This is a genomic window from Asaia sp. VD9 (genome assembly GCF_037150015.1).
Taxonomy (GTDB): domain Bacteria; phylum Pseudomonadota; class Alphaproteobacteria; order Acetobacterales; family Acetobacteraceae; genus Asaia.
Genome location: NZ_JBBCQM010000003.1, coordinates 1 through 15,749, shown reverse-complemented (window position 1 = coordinate 15,749; position 15,749 = coordinate 1). Strand labels below are relative to the sequence as shown.

Below are 15,749 nucleotides of genomic sequence, written 5' to 3'. Positions count from 1 at the left end.
TCAGGCTTTCTTTGCCGCCGTGGCATCCGGCGGAAGGGTACCGGTGATGAAGGATTGCTGACGATAAACGACGAGGCCGGTACGTTCTTCGATACGAACGGTGACCATATTCTTCTCGAAGTCGTCACCCACCGTGGCAACCTCGACCGCGACGGATTGCCGGTCGAAAATCTGCGCACCGGTGGCAAAGGCACCCACCAGAAAATCGCCCTGTCGGATCGTGTTGCTGACGACAACCGGCAGACCCCACAGGGACCGCGTCGCGACGGATTGCGGGTCGCTGAGGACATAGCGGCCGATGCCGTCCTTGACGGAGGTGATACGAAACCAGTCGATCTCGTGCAGGACGATGCCGGTTGCCGGGTAGAGCGACAGCGAAGCCTGCAGCATGGCCATCCGGATCGTATCGAGAGCAGCATCCGGGACCGCAAGACCGGCTGGCGCCGCAAAAGCTGTAGCCTGCTTCATAAGACCGAGGATATTCGCCCCGGTCCCGTCGCCGTACATGAACTGGTATTCCTCGACCTGTTCGAGCCCTGCGACGCCCTGCGCATTGATGATCGAGACGAGTTCAGGAGCATCGTCGAGAGCTTGCTTCGAGGCCTTGAACAAATGGGCAATGACCGCGACATTCGCCCGGCTGAGCTCGAAACTCATATCCGAATACGGCTTGGCCGCGCCTTCAGCAACCGGCGTGGCCTTATTGTCGAAGCTCTTCTGCCGGACGAATTCGATAATGGGTGACGAAGTCGCTCCGGAGGGGATGAGACTACGCAAGGTGGGTTGCGGCAGGCGGATCATATCGATACCCGGCAGGCGCATCGCAGGAATGAGGGATGTTCCGGCAGACGTCGTCGCGCCCATGGTCGCAGGCCCTGTCGTCAGCGCCTTTCGCTCCATCTCGGTCCTGATCCGCCCCTGGAATGAAGATTTGAGGTCGCGTGCCGCATCGCTGGCCATGAACTCTTCGCCAAGGCTCAGAGACCTGCTCTCGGCGTCGCCGCTACAGCGGGCGGCTTTCTGCTCGATATCGGCCAGACGGGCTGAAAGCCCATTCATTTCGGCCAAGGCCTTGTCTGCGCTGGCCTTGGTTTCTTCCGTGACCTTGCCGAGGTTGCGTAGTTCCGTGGTCGAAGCTTCGGCGAAACGCTTGACTTCATCGGTCGCGCTCTTGAGGTCGCGAATGGCCTGTTCGTAATCGGACATGGGGTTTTCCTCATGAAAAAGGGCGCTCGAGGCGCCCTGTTTTGTGTTCTGGATGGATGGAAAGCTTCGTTGGGGGCGGGATCAGCCCGATCGACTGGCCCCACGCGGGTCGGGCAGGCTGAAGCCCGAGCGGAGGACCTCGACCAGTTCCCGATCGGCAGCACGCAGCTCCGGCACATGAACTGGCGTCAATGGCCCCACCGGATAGAAACGCCTGCGCATTTCGGTCACGCGGGCGAGCGCATTTGACGGGTCATCCACGAGGCTGACTTCGTGCAGATCCACCGCCTTGATATGGCGGCGCGGTCCGCCCGGCTCGGTGCCCTGGGCTGCCCCGTTCTTGCGCACGGAAAAGCCGATGGAGAGGCCGCCGAGCGCGCCGTCCTTGACCAGACCGTAAAGCCTGCGCCCGTAATCGGTATCCATGCCAGACAGACGCCCGCGCAGATGCAGGCCGTGCGCGTCTTCGCTGGCATCGTCCCACACGCCCACGGGCAGGCCGTCACCGCCGAAAAACCCGTGCATGACGTGCATGGGGATGCCGCGGCCTTGCGCCTTGCGCTCGGCCAGCGTCTCGGCAAAGGCACCGGGCAGGACGATATCGCCATGCGCGTCCTGATGGCCGAACACACTGCCATAGCCCTCGAAGCTGCCCTCTTTCGCGTCGGGCGCAAACTTCCACTCGAAAGCAGCGGCCAGATATTCACTCATTGTCATCTCCCGTGATGCCGGATCTGCCGGGCGTTGGATTCCTGGCGGGCGGGTCTTGCGCTCCTAAGCCCGTCAGGGTGCGGGGCTTGCCGATATCGGCAAGCGGGATCATCTGGGCCTGCACCATGAGCACATCGCCGCCCGGCATCGGGGCAAGGTTGTCATTGCCGCGGGCCTCGTTGACGGTCATCCAGCCCGAGCGCAGCGCGGTTTGCATGTAGCCCGCGCGCGCCGTGCTATCGCCGCGCAACAGCGCATCCACATTGAACCGGGCGAAATAGCGGTCACGCTCGGCGGGCGAGAGCAGGCAGCGCGCAACGGCTTGCTCGATGCGTTGCAGCCAGGGCATGAGGCCGTATTGCAGGAACCAGAGATTCATTTGTTCCAGCCCGGTGCCCCAGGCCGTGGATTTGTCCATGGCCCCGATCATGACCGGCTGCACCCCGAACCACCGGCAGAGCGTCGCAACGCCCAGCTGGCGGGTCTGCAGAAGCTGCATATCTTCGGCCTTGAGCCCGATGCTCTCGACCTTCCATCCGCCCTCGAGCAGGGGCGTCTTGCCCGCGTTCATCGCACCCGAGTAATCGGCCAGAATGGTCTTGGCCTGCTCTTTCTGCGGCGTGCTGAGATAGGTGGGGGCAGAGATATAGGTTTGCGTCAGCAAACCGTTGCGGAACATGCGCCCCGCCGTTTCCTCTGCAGCGAGTGCGGCGCCGATGGATTGCCGCCCGGCCGTGATGGGCGAGATGCCCATGAGGCCGTCGAAACAGAAACCCTTGATGTGGAAGATCTGGCCCTCATCGAGGATGAGCGTTTTGCCCTGATAGCTGTAGCGATAGACCAAGGCGCCGGTCGCCCTGTCACGCTGCACCGTCATGCGATCGGGGCGCAGCGGGTTGAGCGCCACGATCTGCCCGTCACTGCGCCGCATGACCTGGGCGAACCCATTGCCCCAGGCGAGGCAGCACGCGGCCATGCACGACCAGAACTCGATCGGCGTCATATCGGCATTGGGCGCGCGGGCCAGCACGCGATAAAGCGGGTGATCGCGCGCCAGAGACGATTGCCCGTCGCCCTGCTGCTCGTGCAGCTTGAGCGGCATCGAGCCGATGGTTTCGGACAGGAGCCGGATACACGCCCAGACCGTGTCGAGTTGGAGCGCGGTATCGATCGAGACGCTCTGGCCCGCAATGCTCGGCCCGCCTGCCATGAAAGCGCCGAGGCGCAGATCGGTCAGCGATACGCCCGTGAGGGAGTGAAAAGCCGCGCTTGCGGCCTTGTAGGCCATGCCGCGCAGTCTTGTGGCGATGCTCATACGGCAATGATCCCGGTTGAAAGAAAATCATCCATCCGGCCGCCACCGGGCGGCTCGGGGTTGCGGCTCATCAGCGTGACGGCATTGAGCAGCGCCATCAGCGGGTCGATCTTGAGATAGCCCGCCGCCTGTTTGGTGATGATGATGGCATTGCCCCTGGGCTCGACCTTTGCGTTCGAAACCGCCCAGGCCATGATCGGCCGCGCACCGTGGCAGAGCGTGCCATCCGCCAGCTTGCGCTCGGCGGTCTTGATGGCACCCGAAAGCGTCCAGCCCTGGGAGATACCCACCACGCGCTCATGCGCGATGCCGATTGCGGCCAGCGCATCGACAATGGCGCCGACGCCCATCGGGTCGAGTCCCACGATCGCGAGCTTGTTGCTCTGGTCGATCGTGCCGAGTACCGCCACCAGCTGGTCGATATCGGTGCCGGGCTCGGCCGTGATGACCAGATCGCCCTGCGTCTCGAAGTCGCGCAGCTGGCTGGCCTCACGCTTGCGAAGCGCCAGCACACCCTCGAACACCCAGCTTTTCTGCCAGTGCAGCCATTGGCCGGTTATACGATCACGCCCGAGGATGGCGAGCGACAGCAGATCGTCGAGCCCGCCGCCGTCGATGCCCGCCACGATCACCTCGCAGCGTTCGATAAGGGCCTCGAGGGTCAGCGTGTCGTCGCCTGCGCCCTGCCAGTAATCGGCACCCACCCAGCGATCGGAGCGCAGGGCCAAACCAATCTCGACGTTGAGATGCTGCGAGGCCCAGCTGGCCAGCTCGCCCACGCCTTTCTCGCGTGCATCCTCATACTCGCGCTTGAGGCGGTCCAGCGTGATCGACCGCCCCAGATTGGGCAGGACCATCGGCCAGTAGGCGGGATCTTCCCAGGGCGCGGCCTCGCCAGGCAGTTTAGAGGGCTGCTGGATATCGGGCGGCAATTCGTACAGCACCGGCAGAACCGGCTGGAAGCGTTTGCCGTCGCGGATCTCGCGTGCGCGGATCAGATCCTGCGCGAACACGCCCCGAGGCGGCCCGTCGCTCTGGGTCGTGATGATGGCGAGGAACGCCTCGGGCTGCGAGATCATGCCGCCACGTATCTGGCGCATGACGCTGCCCGCATCGTTGCGCATGGCGATCACGTGCTGCTCATCCACCAGCACGCCTGCGGGCTTCACGCCAGTCATGACGTCCGGGCTGAACGCCTTGACCTGCAGCGTCGCCCCGGTCGCATGAAATCTTAGGCGTTTGAGATGCTGCTGCACCTGAAAGCACCGCATCAGCGTGCGGTCGTTCTGCACCATGCCGAGCGCCTGGCTGAAGGCGAGATCGGCGATTTCCTTGGTCGGCGCGACGATCAGGAATTCGGCGTTCGGGCGTTCATTGACGATTACGGCCGTCAGCATCAGCCCGGCGCCGTTTGTAGTCTTGCTGTTCTTTTTCGGCACCAGGAGGAACAGTTCTTGGATGGCGCGCATACCCGTGTCAGGGTCGAGCGCGCCGAACAGGGCCGAGACGATCTCGCGGAACCAGTCGCCGCAGGCTTCGGCCATGGCGGGCGTGCCCGGCACGTCAGGAATGCGCAGCCGGTCGAAGCAGCGCACGGCCCGCGCCGCGAGAACGGGATTGACTGGCTCCAGATCCGGCAGGAGGGACCGGGCAGCACGCAAACGCGCCTCCCAGTCCTTCCGGCTCAGATCCAGCATGTCAGTTCCTTCTGTTCATCGGGGGCAGATCGTCGCCCCAGCCGCTATCGAGGCCGGGTAGGGCAGGTTGATCGTCGCGCGGAGCTGCGAGCCGGGCATGGGCATAAGGGAGCGCGGCCTTGGCGGCATCGGCGCGGATGGCGGCAGCGAGACCGCGATTGCGGTAGATATGCGTGAGGAAAGTGAGCGGTGAGCAGGCCTCGAGTTGCTGCGGGCTCATACCGCTCAGGGCATCGAGGCCGGGTGCAAGCGCCGAAGGGTCGACCACGAGCGGGCCGTTCCAGTCCACCTGCTTCTTGTTCCGGCTGCCCTTTTTGCGTCCGGCGCCAGGACGCGCGCCACCGTGAGCCATTTATGCTCCCTTTCCTTGATAACTTGATTTCCTTGATAGACCGGAAAATCTGCCGCTGAGCCTTGCGCGGTTGCGGGGGTAGGCTCCGGTCAGACTTTCGACCCGCCCCCTCGGGGTCAGCGGGGCGGGGTTTCGCGGGTGCCAAGGCAAGAGCCTGGTCTTCGAGCCAAACGCTTTATTCGAAATCCACTTCATCGTTTGCAATCAATTTCGCGTCTCTTCCGTTCTGTTGGCAATGCACCGTAACCAATTGGCACTATGATTAGCTTTGCTCTTTTTCAGCCGATCCAACACTGAACGGAACGAACGAACACATGGTCTCTCGTCTCATTTCTGAACGTCATCCCTGGGTAAAGTATCTCGCACTCATCAGCATGGGCGTTGCGATCTATGCCGGGGCAATCTGGATCTCTTTCTCACTTATTGTCGCTTTGGCATGGGGAGCGGTCATCGCCATTGCTGTACGACCGATACAGCGCAAACTCGGTCAGTTTCTCGGTGCGAAGATGGCGGCCATCAGCCTTATTGGGCTGACCTGTGTGGCCTTCACGATCATGGCGGGCATAGCGGGTTATGGCGCGGTGACCGAAATCGGATCGCTTTCAGAAAAAGCCCACCATCTCATCGCTCCTCACCGAACATCGGCCGCGGCGAACGGTCCTGACGCAGTCACGCAAGATCATGCCGCACCGCCGCAGAACGACGAGAGTGCGGGAAAGCCGGAGCCGACAGATCATAATGGGGAAGAAGCAAGATCAAGCTCAGGTGACAGTGCAACGCCAGCCCTGCCACCTGCCGTCTCCGCTCGGATCGACAAGGTCAAAAGCGTTCTTCCAGCGAGCATTGCGAACAAGATCGATCCGCAGCAGATCATGAAGATGGCCAAGGCCCAAGCCAAGTCGGTCTCCAAGATCGCGGGGCTCGCGGCTTTCAAAATCCTCAAAAGCATCCCGCATCTCCTGGAATCCTTTTTCATTGCGATGCTCACCGCAGCATGCTGCCTCCTTTCCTATGGGCGGGTCACCTCGTCTCTTCGCAGGGTCAGTATTGAGCTCACCCAGCGTGACGATATTCTTCTGCACATCGTTCGGAGCATACGTGGTGCCGTCAACGGACTGGTTCTTGTCGGTATCGGTGAAGCGCTCGTCTGCTCGCCTTTGATCTTCATCGCCGATGCCAGCCATGCCGTCATTCTGACGATCCTTCTGGCCATTGCCGCCTCGATCCCCTTTTGCGGCTATCCGGCGGCAATTCTCGTCGGCGGCATCGTAGCGGCTTCAGGGTCGATGAACATGGGCATCGCCGTTGCTGGCTGGGGGCTCTTCGTTCTGTTCTGCGGTGAGCATTTCGCCCGTCCGAAGTTCATCTCCGACGAGACCCGCCTGCCATTCCTGCACACGATGATTGCCATCCTGGGGGGCCTGCACATGCTTGGCCTTGTAGGCCTCTTCATCGGGCCGGCCATTGTGGCTGCAGCTCACATGCTGTGGTGCGAACTCGATGGTTCTCGCCGCGGCCAGGAGAGCTCAAAACAAACTGCCTGACTCGCTTCCTAAACGGTTTCACGCCAACGGATCGCCCGAACGCGGGCGGTCTTGGTGCTGTGGCAGGAGCCGCAGAGCAGCCGGACATTACCCGGATCGAGCGGGGCACCGCCGTCTCTCAGTTCATGGATATGATCGCCGAAGATACGACAGCCGATGCGGCCGCAAGCCTCGCAGCGACGGCCGCGCTGGGCGAGAAGGCGTGACATCAAGCTGCGCCATTCGGATGAGAGATAGAGGGAGTTTGTCTGCTTCGGCAGCGCCTTTGCAATGCCGATTTTGACGCTACGCACCGCTGGCAGGACGCATTGCAATCTGCGGACTGCCATGGACCGTCACTCCAGAAATCAGGCACAAAAAAAGACGCCTGCCCGAATGGGTAAGCGTCTCGCGATCATGGGTCTCAAATATCTGCAAATTGGGGAATCTGGGTAGCACGAAATGCATCCGATCTGATTTTTTTTGCGATGCCTGCACAGGCACGCTGATGCCAGGCCTGTGCAGTCTTGTGATCGGTCCCGAGTTTCGCCCCGATCTTCCGCCATTCCCACCTGTGTTGGCCGGAGATCGGATGTCGGATCATGCGCATATGCACGACCATCTTTTGCTGCCGATCCTCTATGAGAGGTATCCAGGTCAGCACGATATCCAGTCGGTCGATCTGTTCGGCGGTCGGCTTGGGAAGGAATTCATCGCTCTCACGATCCCAGCCGAGATCTTCCAGATCGCGCAGATAGTCCGGCCATGTGCTACCGGCACCGGCAGGGCGAAGCCCGGTTGAGGGCAGAGCTGCCAACGTAAGGGCCGCCTCGTCCAGCCATTCGCCTACCTGCTCTGGCAGGCTGCGTTCAGGGTCGAAACGAACGGACATCTTGCTCATGCGGCTAGCCTTGCGCGGTCGAGGTAGTCGGCTCGGTTCGGAATCGGCTCGTTGACTGCACCCGCAATGCCCGAAGCCACACGCTCGCGCCATGCATCCATGTCCCGTTTCCAGGCGCGATCGGCTTCGATCTCGGCCTCGTTCAGAGGCGCTTCGGGCACGTCGCGGTTTGCAATAGCCGTGCCGACTGCCTTACCGAAATAGCCCAGATGGCTGATTGAAGCGCCCTTGCTGCGCTGACGTTCCGCCACGGTTTCCACCACGCCCAGGATCAGCCGTTCGGTTTCCTCGATGCTCAATCCGCCATGCAGGGCATCGGCCACCCATTGGCGCACGATGCGGTAATTGCCCATGTCGCGCGCCGGGTCGAACCCAGCCGCTTCGAACGCCATGGGGCCGATGCGCTGATAGGCCGTGTCAATCTGCGCGTCACTCACCTGCGCCCCAAGCTTAGCTTTATCTTCAGAGCTTATATTACAAGCTAAGCTAAGCTTATCGCGCGCGTAGGAGCCTTGGGTTTTGCTCTGGGTTTCGCGAGACACGGTTTTTCCTCCTGAAATCGGCATCATGGCGGTGCGCTGGCGCGGGTCGTTCTGCGGCGATGGATTGACGTTTTTCGGCGGTCTTCCGCCCTTTTTGCCATTTAATCGCGAGGCAATGGCACGTCGTGTCGGCTGCAGTGTTTCAGGCAGTCCGACCAGCCCGCTTGCCGCGTCGTAGGTTATCAGCCGGGTTTTCGCGTAGGTTTCCATGTAGGTTTCGAGCTGGGTTTCCGTCACATGAAACCGGAAGCGTGCAAGCGTCGCGAGGTCGGGCGTACCGTCCTTGCCGACATGCAGAATGCCGTCAGCGCCATATTCAAGGATGGCCGCAATCAGGCGCACCCACACCACCACCGCCTCGGCGGCCAGCGTGAACAGGCGCAGGTCACTGGCGACCATGGCGAGCGCCCGTCTTTCGATCGAAGATTTGGACATCTCAGTAGGCTTTCAGACGATACCCGTCCGCGACGGGCTCGATAATGTCTCGATTGACCAGATGCGAAATGGCGCGGATCACTTCATCCGGGTCCGCCGCCAGCAGGCGGGCCAGATCAGGCACGGTCAGCGCCTGGCCGCGTACAGGCGCGCGCAACTCGGTGACGACATCGGCGATATCGGTCAGATGCAGCCACATGCCGCGTGCGGCGAGCGGGAGCACAGACCAACGCGGATCGGCCATGATGGCGCGGGCGTGGATACCGTAGCGGCGGCGCGAGACAGGGCGAGGCGAAGCGGGGCGCGTCATGCTGCACCGTCCCGACAAACCCAGGCCGGGCTGCGCGGGTCTTCGCACTCATCGCGAAACCAGGTGCTGTCATCATCGAAGCGCATGCGTACCGATCCGGTGCCACCATGGCGGTTCTTACGGATCAGGATTTGCGCCTTGCCGACCGATTCACGCAGGCGGAACTGAAATTCAGAACAGCGATTGGCGAACTGCTCGTTCGTTTCCTTGTCGCGCTTCTGCAGCCCGTCACCACTGGCTTCTTTCTTGAGATAATAGTGGTCGCGATACAGGAACGCGACGAGATCGGCATCCTGCTCGAGATTGCCACTGTCACGCAGATCGGCCTCGGTCGGGCGCTTGTCCTCGCGCTTTTCGACATCGCGGTTGAGCTGGGCGAGCGCGATGATGGGAATGCCGAGTTCCTTGGCGAGGGATTTGAGCCCCGCGCTGATTTCCGACATTTCCTCATAACGCCCGCGACGACGCGCATCGCAGCTGCCATGCATGAGCCCGATATAATCGAGCACGATCAGGCCCAGCCCGCGCTTGCTGCGCTTCATGCGGCGCGCACGAGAGCGGAGCCCGGCTACGGTCAGACCAGGACGCACATCCAGTTCGAGCGCGACCTCTTCGGCAGCGATTTCACCTTGATGCAGCGCCTGCCATTGCCATTCTTCCAGTTCGGCGCGCAGACCGGTCGCAACGTCCTCGGGGATGTCATACCGCCGCCCTGCAAAGACCGAGAGGGTCGAGAGCCCGGCAAAGGCAGCCCCGGCGCGCGCGCCAATCTGTCGCGCGGCCATCTCACCCGACCAGAACAGAACGCGCTGCCCGTTGGCGGCAACACGCATGGCCACGCCGAGCGCCCAAGCGGTCTTACCCATGGCCGGGCGCGCGCCGATCACATAAAGCGCCTCATCGAGCAGGCCGCCTGTCATCCGGTCCATGGCGGGATAGCCCCAAGACAGCCCGGCCAGAGCCGAGCCGCGCGCGACGTTCTCACGCCCGCAGGCAATCGCCTCGCGGATCGCTTCGGAGATCGTGACGTTCGGCAGGCTCTCGCGCATGTTCTGGGCGATATCCAGCAATCCGGCTTCCATCTGCTCGACCAGATCCTCGCCAGACTGCCCACCGGGGGTGAGGCAGAGCCGGGAGACATCGATGCAATGGTTGCGTAGCTGGCGACGCGTCCAGGCGTCGAAGATGGCGCGCCCATAATCACCGGCATTGAGAATGCCGACCGTGGCCATCATGATCTGACCGAGATATTCCGCCACGTCGCGGCCCATGAGCACTTCGGAATCACCGATCTGGTTACGGATCAGGATCACGTTCGGATCGACACCCGCCATGTGCATGCGGAGCGCGGCAGCGTAAGTCACGCCATTGAGCGGCTCATAGAAATGCTCGGGACGTAGATACTCCTCGACCATGGGCAACGCGCGGCGGCCATTGGTCAGGATGGCGCCCAATAGGGCCGCCTCTGCCTCAAGGTTTTCCGGCTCGTTGAAAGTGGTTAGGCGTCCTAGCGCCTGAACATCACCCATGACGCATCTCCAGAGTGTGTGTGACGGCGGGCTTGGGCGCTGTCAGTCCCAGATCCTTGAGCATCCCGCGCGTGCTGCGCTCGGAAATGCCAAGGCGCGTGGCAATGAGCCGTGCCGGGAAGCCCCTGCGGTGATAGCCTTGCACGGCAGGTGCAAGACGGGTGCGATCAAGCGCAGGACGAGCCATCAGCCTTGCCCCCTATGCGTTTCGCACCGGCGGATGAATGGCGAGTTCACCGAAAAGTCTGCGCCGCAATAGAGGCACTTGCGATGCCACACGCCCGACACCTGTGCCGTGCTGGCCGAGGGTTTGACCGGCGGCACATCGCTTTCAGCCAAGCCACGATCGGCCCCGAAACAAGCGAGTACGGCACGCACATGACGCAGCGGGATTTCATTCCAGGACTTCACACTGTCAGGCGCGACCTTGAGCGCCTCACCCAGAACTCTCTTGCCGCCACGCCGGGCGCGTATCTTGCGCACGATATCGCGCGCCTGGCAGCATTCGGCGGGTGTCACGACAGGTGACATCGCCTGAATTGCCCGCTCTAGCCTGCCGCTTTCATAGGCTCGCAGGAAAGGACGCACATGGTTCGACGGCACATGATGCCATTTGACCACCGTGCCAGGCTGGCGACCGATCAGCCCGGCGAGGGCGATCCGTGCAATACGGGTTCGACACAGCCTGTTGAACTCGGCATTGGCCTGAGCCTGCTCGCCCGAACTGGCCGATTTGCCGCGCAAGCCAAGGCCACGGGCGGAAGCAAGAGCGCCGCTCATGACACACCCCGCAGTGCTGCAACGGGTTCTTCCATCGCTTTCTCCGAAGCACGCAGATTATGCAGGGCATGCCCTACGGCACGGTGCAGGCTTGAAAGCGTGGCCCGCATGGCCGTGACTTCATGCGTCTCGACAACACCATCCGCCAGCACGCGAAGCGTCGTGGCGATCGTTTCATTAAAGCTGTGCGATACCTTCTCGATATCGGTAGCAAGATCGCCCTCGCCCACCTTGAGCGGCGTGAGGATATACCCCTCAGCCAGCGCCATGGCGGCCAGAACGATCGGCTCCTGCGCACAGCGATCCATCTCGATGGCAACATCGACCGGCACGACCGATTGCGAATGGCGGTTCTGGTAGTCTGAAAGCTGTGACCGCCCGACGCGGACGAAACTCGCCGCCGCATCGACACCGCCCACAGCGCGAATGACAGCCTGCGTGGCCGTCTTGATGGCATGCGTGGTCATGGCTGGGCCCTCAATCCGACGGAACCCGGCGAGGAGTAAGGCGACCTTACCCGGACACCCTTCGGATGACGGCGCGGCATGCAGCCAATAGCCTGCAGAGCATGATGGATTCTCATGCTGCATTCCTTTGTGCGACAGAATTGAAGAGATCAGGCCGGAGTGTCTCGGGGGGAACGCCCGCCTCACGAGACACGGCGTGAAGGTGTCGTTTGGGCACTCTTTCCCATTGCGAAACTGCCGCATGAGAAATTTTGCAGGCCGCTGCGATTTGCTTAACGGCGCCTTTGCGACTGAGAATGTCCGAAAGGATAGGATCACGCATGTCGATACATTACCGGCGGTAAGTATGGTAAGCAAGACAATTAAGGTGGGACCTTGTCAGGAATCTGCCATCAAATTGGATATGAGCAGTGCGAAATCCAGGAAGAATCCCCCGACACCAGCCGCTATAGCGATGGGAATCAGGATAAGAACACAACGAGAACATTTGGGCTTTACCCAAGCTCAACTTGGCGGCATGATCGGCGTTACAGAAAACGCGATCGCCCAATATGAAACTGGGCGTTCTTCGCCTAGGAGGGAGCGCGTTCCAGCGCTTTTAGACGCTTTGGGCAGATCGATTGGCTGGCTTTTGACCGGAGACGAGCCCGAAGAAGAAGTGAAAGCTCAGACCAAAAAGGAGCGTGAGATTCTTATACAGGCTCGCGACCTCCCTCCAGAGCAGCAAGATATCCTCCTTAAGATGATCTCCGCCCTCAAAAATTAATCTTACCGCCGGTAAGAAAATTCTTGCTCGCTATAATTACCGCCGGTAATAGTTTCATCGTTCGTCCACGATGGAGCGCAAGTCGATGTCAGCATCGCCGGTTCAGACCGTTTTTCTCCCCGACAGACCAACCACACCACCGCTCACCGGGCGCGATACCATTAAGGCCAAGCGGGCCATGGCATCCTATATGGATAGCCTGGCCGAGCAGGCAGGCTTTGCCGGGCGCAACGCAGCCGAACGCCTGTGGCGAAACGCTGCGGCCGACAAGCGCCACGAGGCCGAGCAGATGGAACAGGCCGCCCAAGGGCGCAGCATCATTCCTGACGCCCCTAATGCCAATCCTGTTCTAGCCCTACTGGCCCGTCACGGGCGTCTGGGACGGTCATGACCAAAATGCTCTGGAGCGCGATCGCGCGAAATCCGATCGCGGCATGCCTGATCCTGTTTCTCCTGCATCAGACCGTGAGTTCTGCCCGTATCTGGCTGCGCTGCCGCGATCTTGAGACGCAACTTCGGACGCTCGATGCCCTGAAGACTTCCGACTTTGAGGAGGACTCATGACCCACATACGCAAGACGGCGGCAGAGGTAGCGAACGAACTGCGCGTGTCGCCGCGCCTCATCCAGAAGCTTTGCGCCACGGGCGCCCTGCGCGCCGCCAAGATCGGTTCTGTCTGGCGCATAACGACGTCAGCGATTGACGACTATCTCGATCAGGAGGCCAGCAGACGGTCGTGTCCAGCAATCTCTACCAGGCCGCAAACGGCACCTATTACGCTCGGGTCCAGATCAAGGGGCGCGACATCCGCCGATCGCTACGCACGACTGATCGGCGTACAGCCCGGCAGCGGCTCAAAGAGCTGCTCGAAAAGGCGGAAGACCAACGCGCCGGCATAAAGCCTCCTGAGGTCAGGAACTGGGAAGACGCCGTGGTGCGGTGGGAGGATCTGCAATTTGCCGATCTGCGCCCCAGCACCCAGACGCGATACCGAACGAGCCTGCGGCAGCTCCACCCCTATTTCGCGGGGCGGGATATCAGCCTGATTACCTCCCGCGACGTGCATGAGTTCGTTGCGGCCAGACGACGCACCAAGACCTCCGGTGCCACCATACGCCGCGACCTGATGGTAATGGGCCGCATCATGCGTGTGGCGCGTCGCGCCGGCTGGATTACCACCAACCCGGTGCCGGACGAGATGGAGGAGATCAAGGAGCGCCGCGAACCCATCCGGCCCGTGGCCTTGCGCGACCTCGCGCGCCTGACCCGACGCGCCCCACCCGGCATGCGCGACATGATCCGCTTTCTGGCGCGAACCGGCTGCCGGCAGGAGGAGGCCGCCTCGCTTTCGTGGGAGCAGCTGGACCTCAAAGCCCCCTGCCCCACCGTGACCTTCGCCCGAACGAAGACGAGATCGCCCCGCGTGGTCAGGCTCTCGACCAGACAGGCCAGAGAGCTGCAACGCAGCCGCCCGGAAAACGCGAGCGGCTACGTCTTCCGCAACCCGTCAGGGCAGCGCTACACCAACGTCCCAGGCCGCTTCCGCGTGCTTCTGGCCAGCGCCATACCGGACAAAGCCCGCCACTTCCGCTGCCACGACCTGAGACACACCTACGCCATCCGCGCCCTGCAACAAGGCGCCTCGATCTATGATGTGTCCCAGCAACTCGGTCACAGCTCGGTCAAAACCACCGAGATCTACGCCGCCTGGTTGTCACGTCGGATTAGATGAGCGCGCCTGGGTCAGATAAGACGCGCGCAATTCAATGTAGAGAGTGTTCGCGTCTGAGTTCCACGAGGCGTTCGCAGTCATCCAACACCTCGATTGCAATCACTGCCTCTCTCATTGGCTCGGTGCGGTGGAGCTTGAGATAAGCTTCACCCACCGTCCATCGACACATATCGGTCTCATACGATGACCACCCATGCACATATTCATTCTCAAGATGGCTTGTCTGACTCGATGAGGAAGACGCCTCATACATAGTAATATTACCAACCAATAAGCCGAGTTTACGCCGATCTTCGATATGAACACCAATCATGTCGTATGGCCGTGCCACGCGTGAAACAAGCTTCAGAGTGTCAATATTAGATGGGACCTTGAAAGATGTCGTGCGGCCATTTGTACTGCGTTTCATAAGCTGCTGACCATCTGAGGTGAAAACCTCGAACGCGAGGGGAGCAAACTCGGTGTGCGTCGTCGATGACGTGTCTAACCCATATCTATTGCGTATCCCCATGATCTCCTTTGGCTCAGTACAGAGAGTCATTTGCCGCGCCGGACCCATATATGGAAATAATTCGTTGTGCGTGACGATCATATTTCTGAAAACACTGCAAGCCGATTTACTGACCAAGCTTTCTACCGGCAGTCCATTGGCATCGATCACGTGATGATCGTGTAGGTCTATATGATAGTACTTATAGCTTATTATCGACATATCAAATGATATCTTCTGGCCATCCACAAGGCTTCTGGCCATCACTATTTTGCCGTCAAGCTGGATCGCATGATCCCCTGTCACCCAGAGATCCGCAAAAGGCTGGTTGTCACCTAACGCATCCTTTCTGATCACTACAGGATATCCTGCCATGTCAGGAAATTCATTACTGGACACCCGACAAAACCCGACAGAAAGAGCTTTAATCGGATGCCACTCTAACGTGCTCCCATTGAAAACTCCTATCCTGTCCTCAACGCATAGCGTCTCTACCGCACGATACCCCTTCTCCGTCAGAATCATTGAGCCAGCCAAGAAGCAGGGCATGTTAGCATGTGTGTTAGGGTCATATGGCCCAGGCGACGTCACACCACCCGCAATACGCTCGTAGGAAGCGCTCTCATTCCCAGCAAGATTCTCCAGTCGAAGTGATGTGCTGCTCCCCCCGAAAGACGGAAACGGCATTGTTCCAGGAACTGCGCCATTCTGGTTCGACCACCGCACTTGGGACGGATCTCCGACCTTGTCGTTACTAACAAGGATATAGCCCCCGCTCGGACTATATGAAATGAACCCATTTTCGGTCTGGTATACGCCGGTCGTGGTGTTCTGCGCACTCACAACCACTTGTCCGTTGGCGTCAATGTATTTCCACGTTTTGCCGTCATACGACGCCGTAAGCGGACCGATCGCCGCATTATCGTTACTGGCAGAAACTGTCCCGTCAGCATTCAGCACATAAATGTACACATCGTTCAGTGTGTCGGGCAG

19 protein-coding genes and 1 pseudogene are annotated in these 15,749 nt (G+C 60.8%); 6 read left to right on the top strand and 14 right to left on the bottom strand.

What is annotated here, in order from left to right; translation table 11 throughout:
• From WFJ47_RS04675 to WFJ47_RS04655, 5 genes are all read right to left on the bottom strand, one after another.
• Positions 1-1,206: a phage major capsid protein gene (locus WFJ47_RS04675; protein WP_336761210.1), complete on the bottom strand. Its 1,206-nt coding sequence runs from the start codon at positions 1,204-1,206 to the stop codon at positions 1-3.
• An 81-nt stretch (positions 1,207-1,287) separates the two neighbouring features.
• Positions 1,288-1,917 carry an HK97 family phage prohead protease gene (locus WFJ47_RS04670; RefSeq protein ID WP_336761208.1) on the bottom strand — a complete coding sequence of 210 codons (630 nt, stop codon included), beginning with the start codon at positions 1,915-1,917 and terminating at the stop codon, positions 1,288-1,290.
• Positions 1,910-3,232: a phage portal protein gene (locus WFJ47_RS04665; protein ID WP_336761207.1), complete on the bottom strand. Its 1,323-nt coding sequence runs from the start codon at positions 3,230-3,232 to the stop codon at positions 1,910-1,912. Before WFJ47_RS04665 ends, WFJ47_RS04670 begins: the two co-directional genes overlap by 8 nt.
• On the bottom strand, positions 3,229-4,929 hold the full coding sequence (locus WFJ47_RS04660) for a terminase TerL endonuclease subunit (RefSeq protein WP_336761206.1): 1,701 nt from the start codon (positions 4,927-4,929) through the stop codon (positions 3,229-3,231). The genes WFJ47_RS04665 and WFJ47_RS04660 overlap by 4 nt, the downstream gene beginning before the upstream one ends.
• 1 nt (position 4,930) lies before the next feature.
• Entirely contained in the window at positions 4,931-5,281 is a 351-nt protein-coding gene (locus WFJ47_RS04655; protein WP_127102399.1) for a hypothetical protein, read from the bottom strand.
• 314 nt (positions 5,282-5,595) lie between these two features.
• Here WFJ47_RS04655 and WFJ47_RS04650 point away from each other — a divergent pair, with 314 nt between their 5' ends.
• Positions 5,596-6,825, top strand: coding sequence for an AI-2E family transporter (locus WFJ47_RS04650; RefSeq protein ID WP_336761205.1), 1,230 nt, complete (start codon positions 5,596-5,598; stop codon positions 6,823-6,825).
• Between the two features lie 8 nt (positions 6,826-6,833).
• Here WFJ47_RS04650 and WFJ47_RS04645 read toward each other — a convergent pair whose 3' ends face one another.
• The 8 genes from WFJ47_RS04645 to WFJ47_RS04610 form a co-directional block, all read right to left on the bottom strand.
• Positions 6,834-7,154: an HNH endonuclease signature motif containing protein gene (locus WFJ47_RS04645; RefSeq protein ID WP_336761204.1), complete on the bottom strand. Its 321-nt coding sequence runs from the start codon at positions 7,152-7,154 to the stop codon at positions 6,834-6,836.
• Between the two features lie 74 nt (positions 7,155-7,228).
• Positions 7,229-7,705: a DUF6362 family protein gene (locus tag WFJ47_RS04640; protein ID WP_336761202.1), complete on the bottom strand. Its 477-nt coding sequence runs from the start codon at positions 7,703-7,705 to the stop codon at positions 7,229-7,231.
• Positions 7,702-8,682: a hypothetical protein gene (locus WFJ47_RS04635; protein ID WP_336761200.1), complete on the bottom strand. Its 981-nt coding sequence runs from the start codon at positions 8,680-8,682 to the stop codon at positions 7,702-7,704. The genes WFJ47_RS04640 and WFJ47_RS04635 overlap by 4 nt, the downstream gene beginning before the upstream one ends.
• A gap of 1 nt (position 8,683) precedes the next feature.
• On the bottom strand, positions 8,684-8,992 hold the full coding sequence (locus tag WFJ47_RS04630) for a hypothetical protein (RefSeq protein ID WP_336761198.1): 309 nt from the start codon (positions 8,990-8,992) through the stop codon (positions 8,684-8,686).
• Complete coding sequence (locus tag WFJ47_RS04625) at positions 8,989-10,521, bottom strand: DnaB-like helicase C-terminal domain-containing protein (protein WP_336761196.1); 1,533 nt, start codon at positions 10,519-10,521, stop codon at positions 8,989-8,991. The genes WFJ47_RS04630 and WFJ47_RS04625 overlap by 4 nt, the downstream gene beginning before the upstream one ends.
• Entirely contained in the window at positions 10,514-10,708 is a 195-nt protein-coding gene (locus WFJ47_RS04620; RefSeq protein WP_336761194.1) for a hypothetical protein, read from the bottom strand. Before WFJ47_RS04620 ends, WFJ47_RS04625 begins: the two co-directional genes overlap by 8 nt.
• The gene (locus WFJ47_RS04615; RefSeq protein WP_023978330.1) at positions 10,708-11,301 is read right to left on the bottom strand and encodes a hypothetical protein; all 594 of its coding nucleotides are present in this window, start codon (positions 11,299-11,301) and stop codon (positions 10,708-10,710) included. The genes WFJ47_RS04620 and WFJ47_RS04615 overlap by 1 nt, the downstream gene beginning before the upstream one ends.
• Positions 11,298-11,768: a hypothetical protein gene (locus WFJ47_RS04610; RefSeq protein ID WP_051395843.1), complete on the bottom strand. Its 471-nt coding sequence runs from the start codon at positions 11,766-11,768 to the stop codon at positions 11,298-11,300. Before WFJ47_RS04610 ends, WFJ47_RS04615 begins: the two co-directional genes overlap by 4 nt.
• Before the next feature lie 241 nt (positions 11,769-12,009).
• Between WFJ47_RS04610 and WFJ47_RS04605 the strand changes: the two genes are divergently transcribed.
• The 5 genes and pseudogenes from WFJ47_RS04605 to WFJ47_RS04590 all read left to right on the top strand — a co-directional run bounded on the left by WFJ47_RS04605 (position 12,010) and on the right by WFJ47_RS04590 (position 14,266).
• On the top strand, positions 12,010-12,534 hold the full coding sequence (locus WFJ47_RS04605; protein WP_084331070.1) for a helix-turn-helix domain-containing protein: 525 nt from the start codon (positions 12,010-12,012) through the stop codon (positions 12,532-12,534).
• Between the two features lie 85 nt (positions 12,535-12,619).
• On the top strand, positions 12,620-12,925 hold the full coding sequence (locus tag WFJ47_RS04600) for a hypothetical protein (RefSeq protein ID WP_023978327.1): 306 nt from the start codon (positions 12,620-12,622) through the stop codon (positions 12,923-12,925).
• Positions 12,922-13,098, top strand: a complete 177-nt coding sequence (locus tag WFJ47_RS04595; protein ID WP_161630831.1) for a hypothetical protein — start codon at positions 12,922-12,924, stop codon at positions 13,096-13,098. The genes WFJ47_RS04600 and WFJ47_RS04595 overlap by 4 nt, the downstream gene beginning before the upstream one ends.
• A pseudogene (locus WFJ47_RS16530) lies at positions 13,095-13,241 on the top strand (helix-turn-helix domain-containing protein); the annotation flags it as partial. The gene WFJ47_RS04595 and the pseudogene WFJ47_RS16530, both read left to right, overlap by 4 nt.
• Positions 13,242-13,270: 29 nt before the next feature.
• Positions 13,271-14,266 (top strand): tyrosine-type recombinase/integrase, encoded by a 996-nt coding sequence (locus WFJ47_RS04590; RefSeq protein ID WP_336761189.1) that lies wholly within the window; start codon positions 13,271-13,273, stop codon positions 14,264-14,266.
• A gap of 31 nt (positions 14,267-14,297) precedes the next feature.
• On the opposite strand, the gene WFJ47_RS04585 is transcribed toward WFJ47_RS04590, so the two are convergent.
• Positions 14,298-15,749, bottom strand: a 1,452-nt coding sequence (locus WFJ47_RS04585) for a Hint domain-containing protein (protein ID WP_336761187.1), incomplete at its 5' end; no start/stop codon positions are given.

Excerpts from the sequence above, each read along its gene's own strand:
- WFJ47_RS04675 (WP_336761210.1), bottom strand. The coding sequence starts at position 1,206 with ATGTCCGATTACGAACAGGCCATTCGCGACCTCAAGAGCGCGACCGAT.
- WFJ47_RS04670 (WP_336761208.1), bottom strand. The coding sequence starts at position 1,917 with ATGAGTGAATATCTGGCCGCTGCTTTCGAGTGGAAGTTTGCGCCCGAC.
- WFJ47_RS04665 (WP_336761207.1), bottom strand. The coding sequence starts at position 3,232 with ATGAGCATCGCCACAAGACTGCGCGGCATGGCCTACAAGGCCGCAAGC.
- WFJ47_RS04660 (WP_336761206.1), bottom strand. The coding sequence starts at position 4,929 with ATGCTGGATCTGAGCCGGAAGGACTGGGAGGCGCGTTTGCGTGCTGCC.
- WFJ47_RS04655 (WP_127102399.1), bottom strand. The coding sequence starts at position 5,281 with ATGGCTCACGGTGGCGCGCGTCCTGGCGCCGGACGCAAAAAGGGCAGC.
- WFJ47_RS04650 (WP_336761205.1), top strand. The coding sequence starts at position 5,596 with ATGGTCTCTCGTCTCATTTCTGAACGTCATCCCTGGGTAAAGTATCTC.
- WFJ47_RS04645 (WP_336761204.1), bottom strand. The coding sequence starts at position 7,154 with ATGGCAGTCCGCAGATTGCAATGCGTCCTGCCAGCGGTGCGTAGCGTC.
- WFJ47_RS04640 (WP_336761202.1), bottom strand. The coding sequence starts at position 7,705 with ATGAGCAAGATGTCCGTTCGTTTCGACCCTGAACGCAGCCTGCCAGAG.
- WFJ47_RS04635 (WP_336761200.1), bottom strand. The coding sequence starts at position 8,682 with ATGTCCAAATCTTCGATCGAAAGACGGGCGCTCGCCATGGTCGCCAGT.
- WFJ47_RS04630 (WP_336761198.1), bottom strand. The coding sequence starts at position 8,992 with ATGACGCGCCCCGCTTCGCCTCGCCCTGTCTCGCGCCGCCGCTACGGT.
- WFJ47_RS04625 (WP_336761196.1), bottom strand. The coding sequence starts at position 10,521 with ATGGGTGATGTTCAGGCGCTAGGACGCCTAACCACTTTCAACGAGCCG.
- WFJ47_RS04620 (WP_336761194.1), bottom strand. The coding sequence starts at position 10,708 with ATGGCTCGTCCTGCGCTTGATCGCACCCGTCTTGCACCTGCCGTGCAA.
- WFJ47_RS04615 (WP_023978330.1), bottom strand. The coding sequence starts at position 11,301 with ATGAGCGGCGCTCTTGCTTCCGCCCGTGGCCTTGGCTTGCGCGGCAAA.
- WFJ47_RS04610 (WP_051395843.1), bottom strand. The coding sequence starts at position 11,768 with ATGACCACGCATGCCATCAAGACGGCCACGCAGGCTGTCATTCGCGCT.
- WFJ47_RS04605 (WP_084331070.1), top strand. The coding sequence starts at position 12,010 with ATGAGAAATTTTGCAGGCCGCTGCGATTTGCTTAACGGCGCCTTTGCG.
- WFJ47_RS04600 (WP_023978327.1), top strand. The coding sequence starts at position 12,620 with ATGTCAGCATCGCCGGTTCAGACCGTTTTTCTCCCCGACAGACCAACC.
- WFJ47_RS04595 (WP_161630831.1), top strand. The coding sequence starts at position 12,922 with ATGACCAAAATGCTCTGGAGCGCGATCGCGCGAAATCCGATCGCGGCA.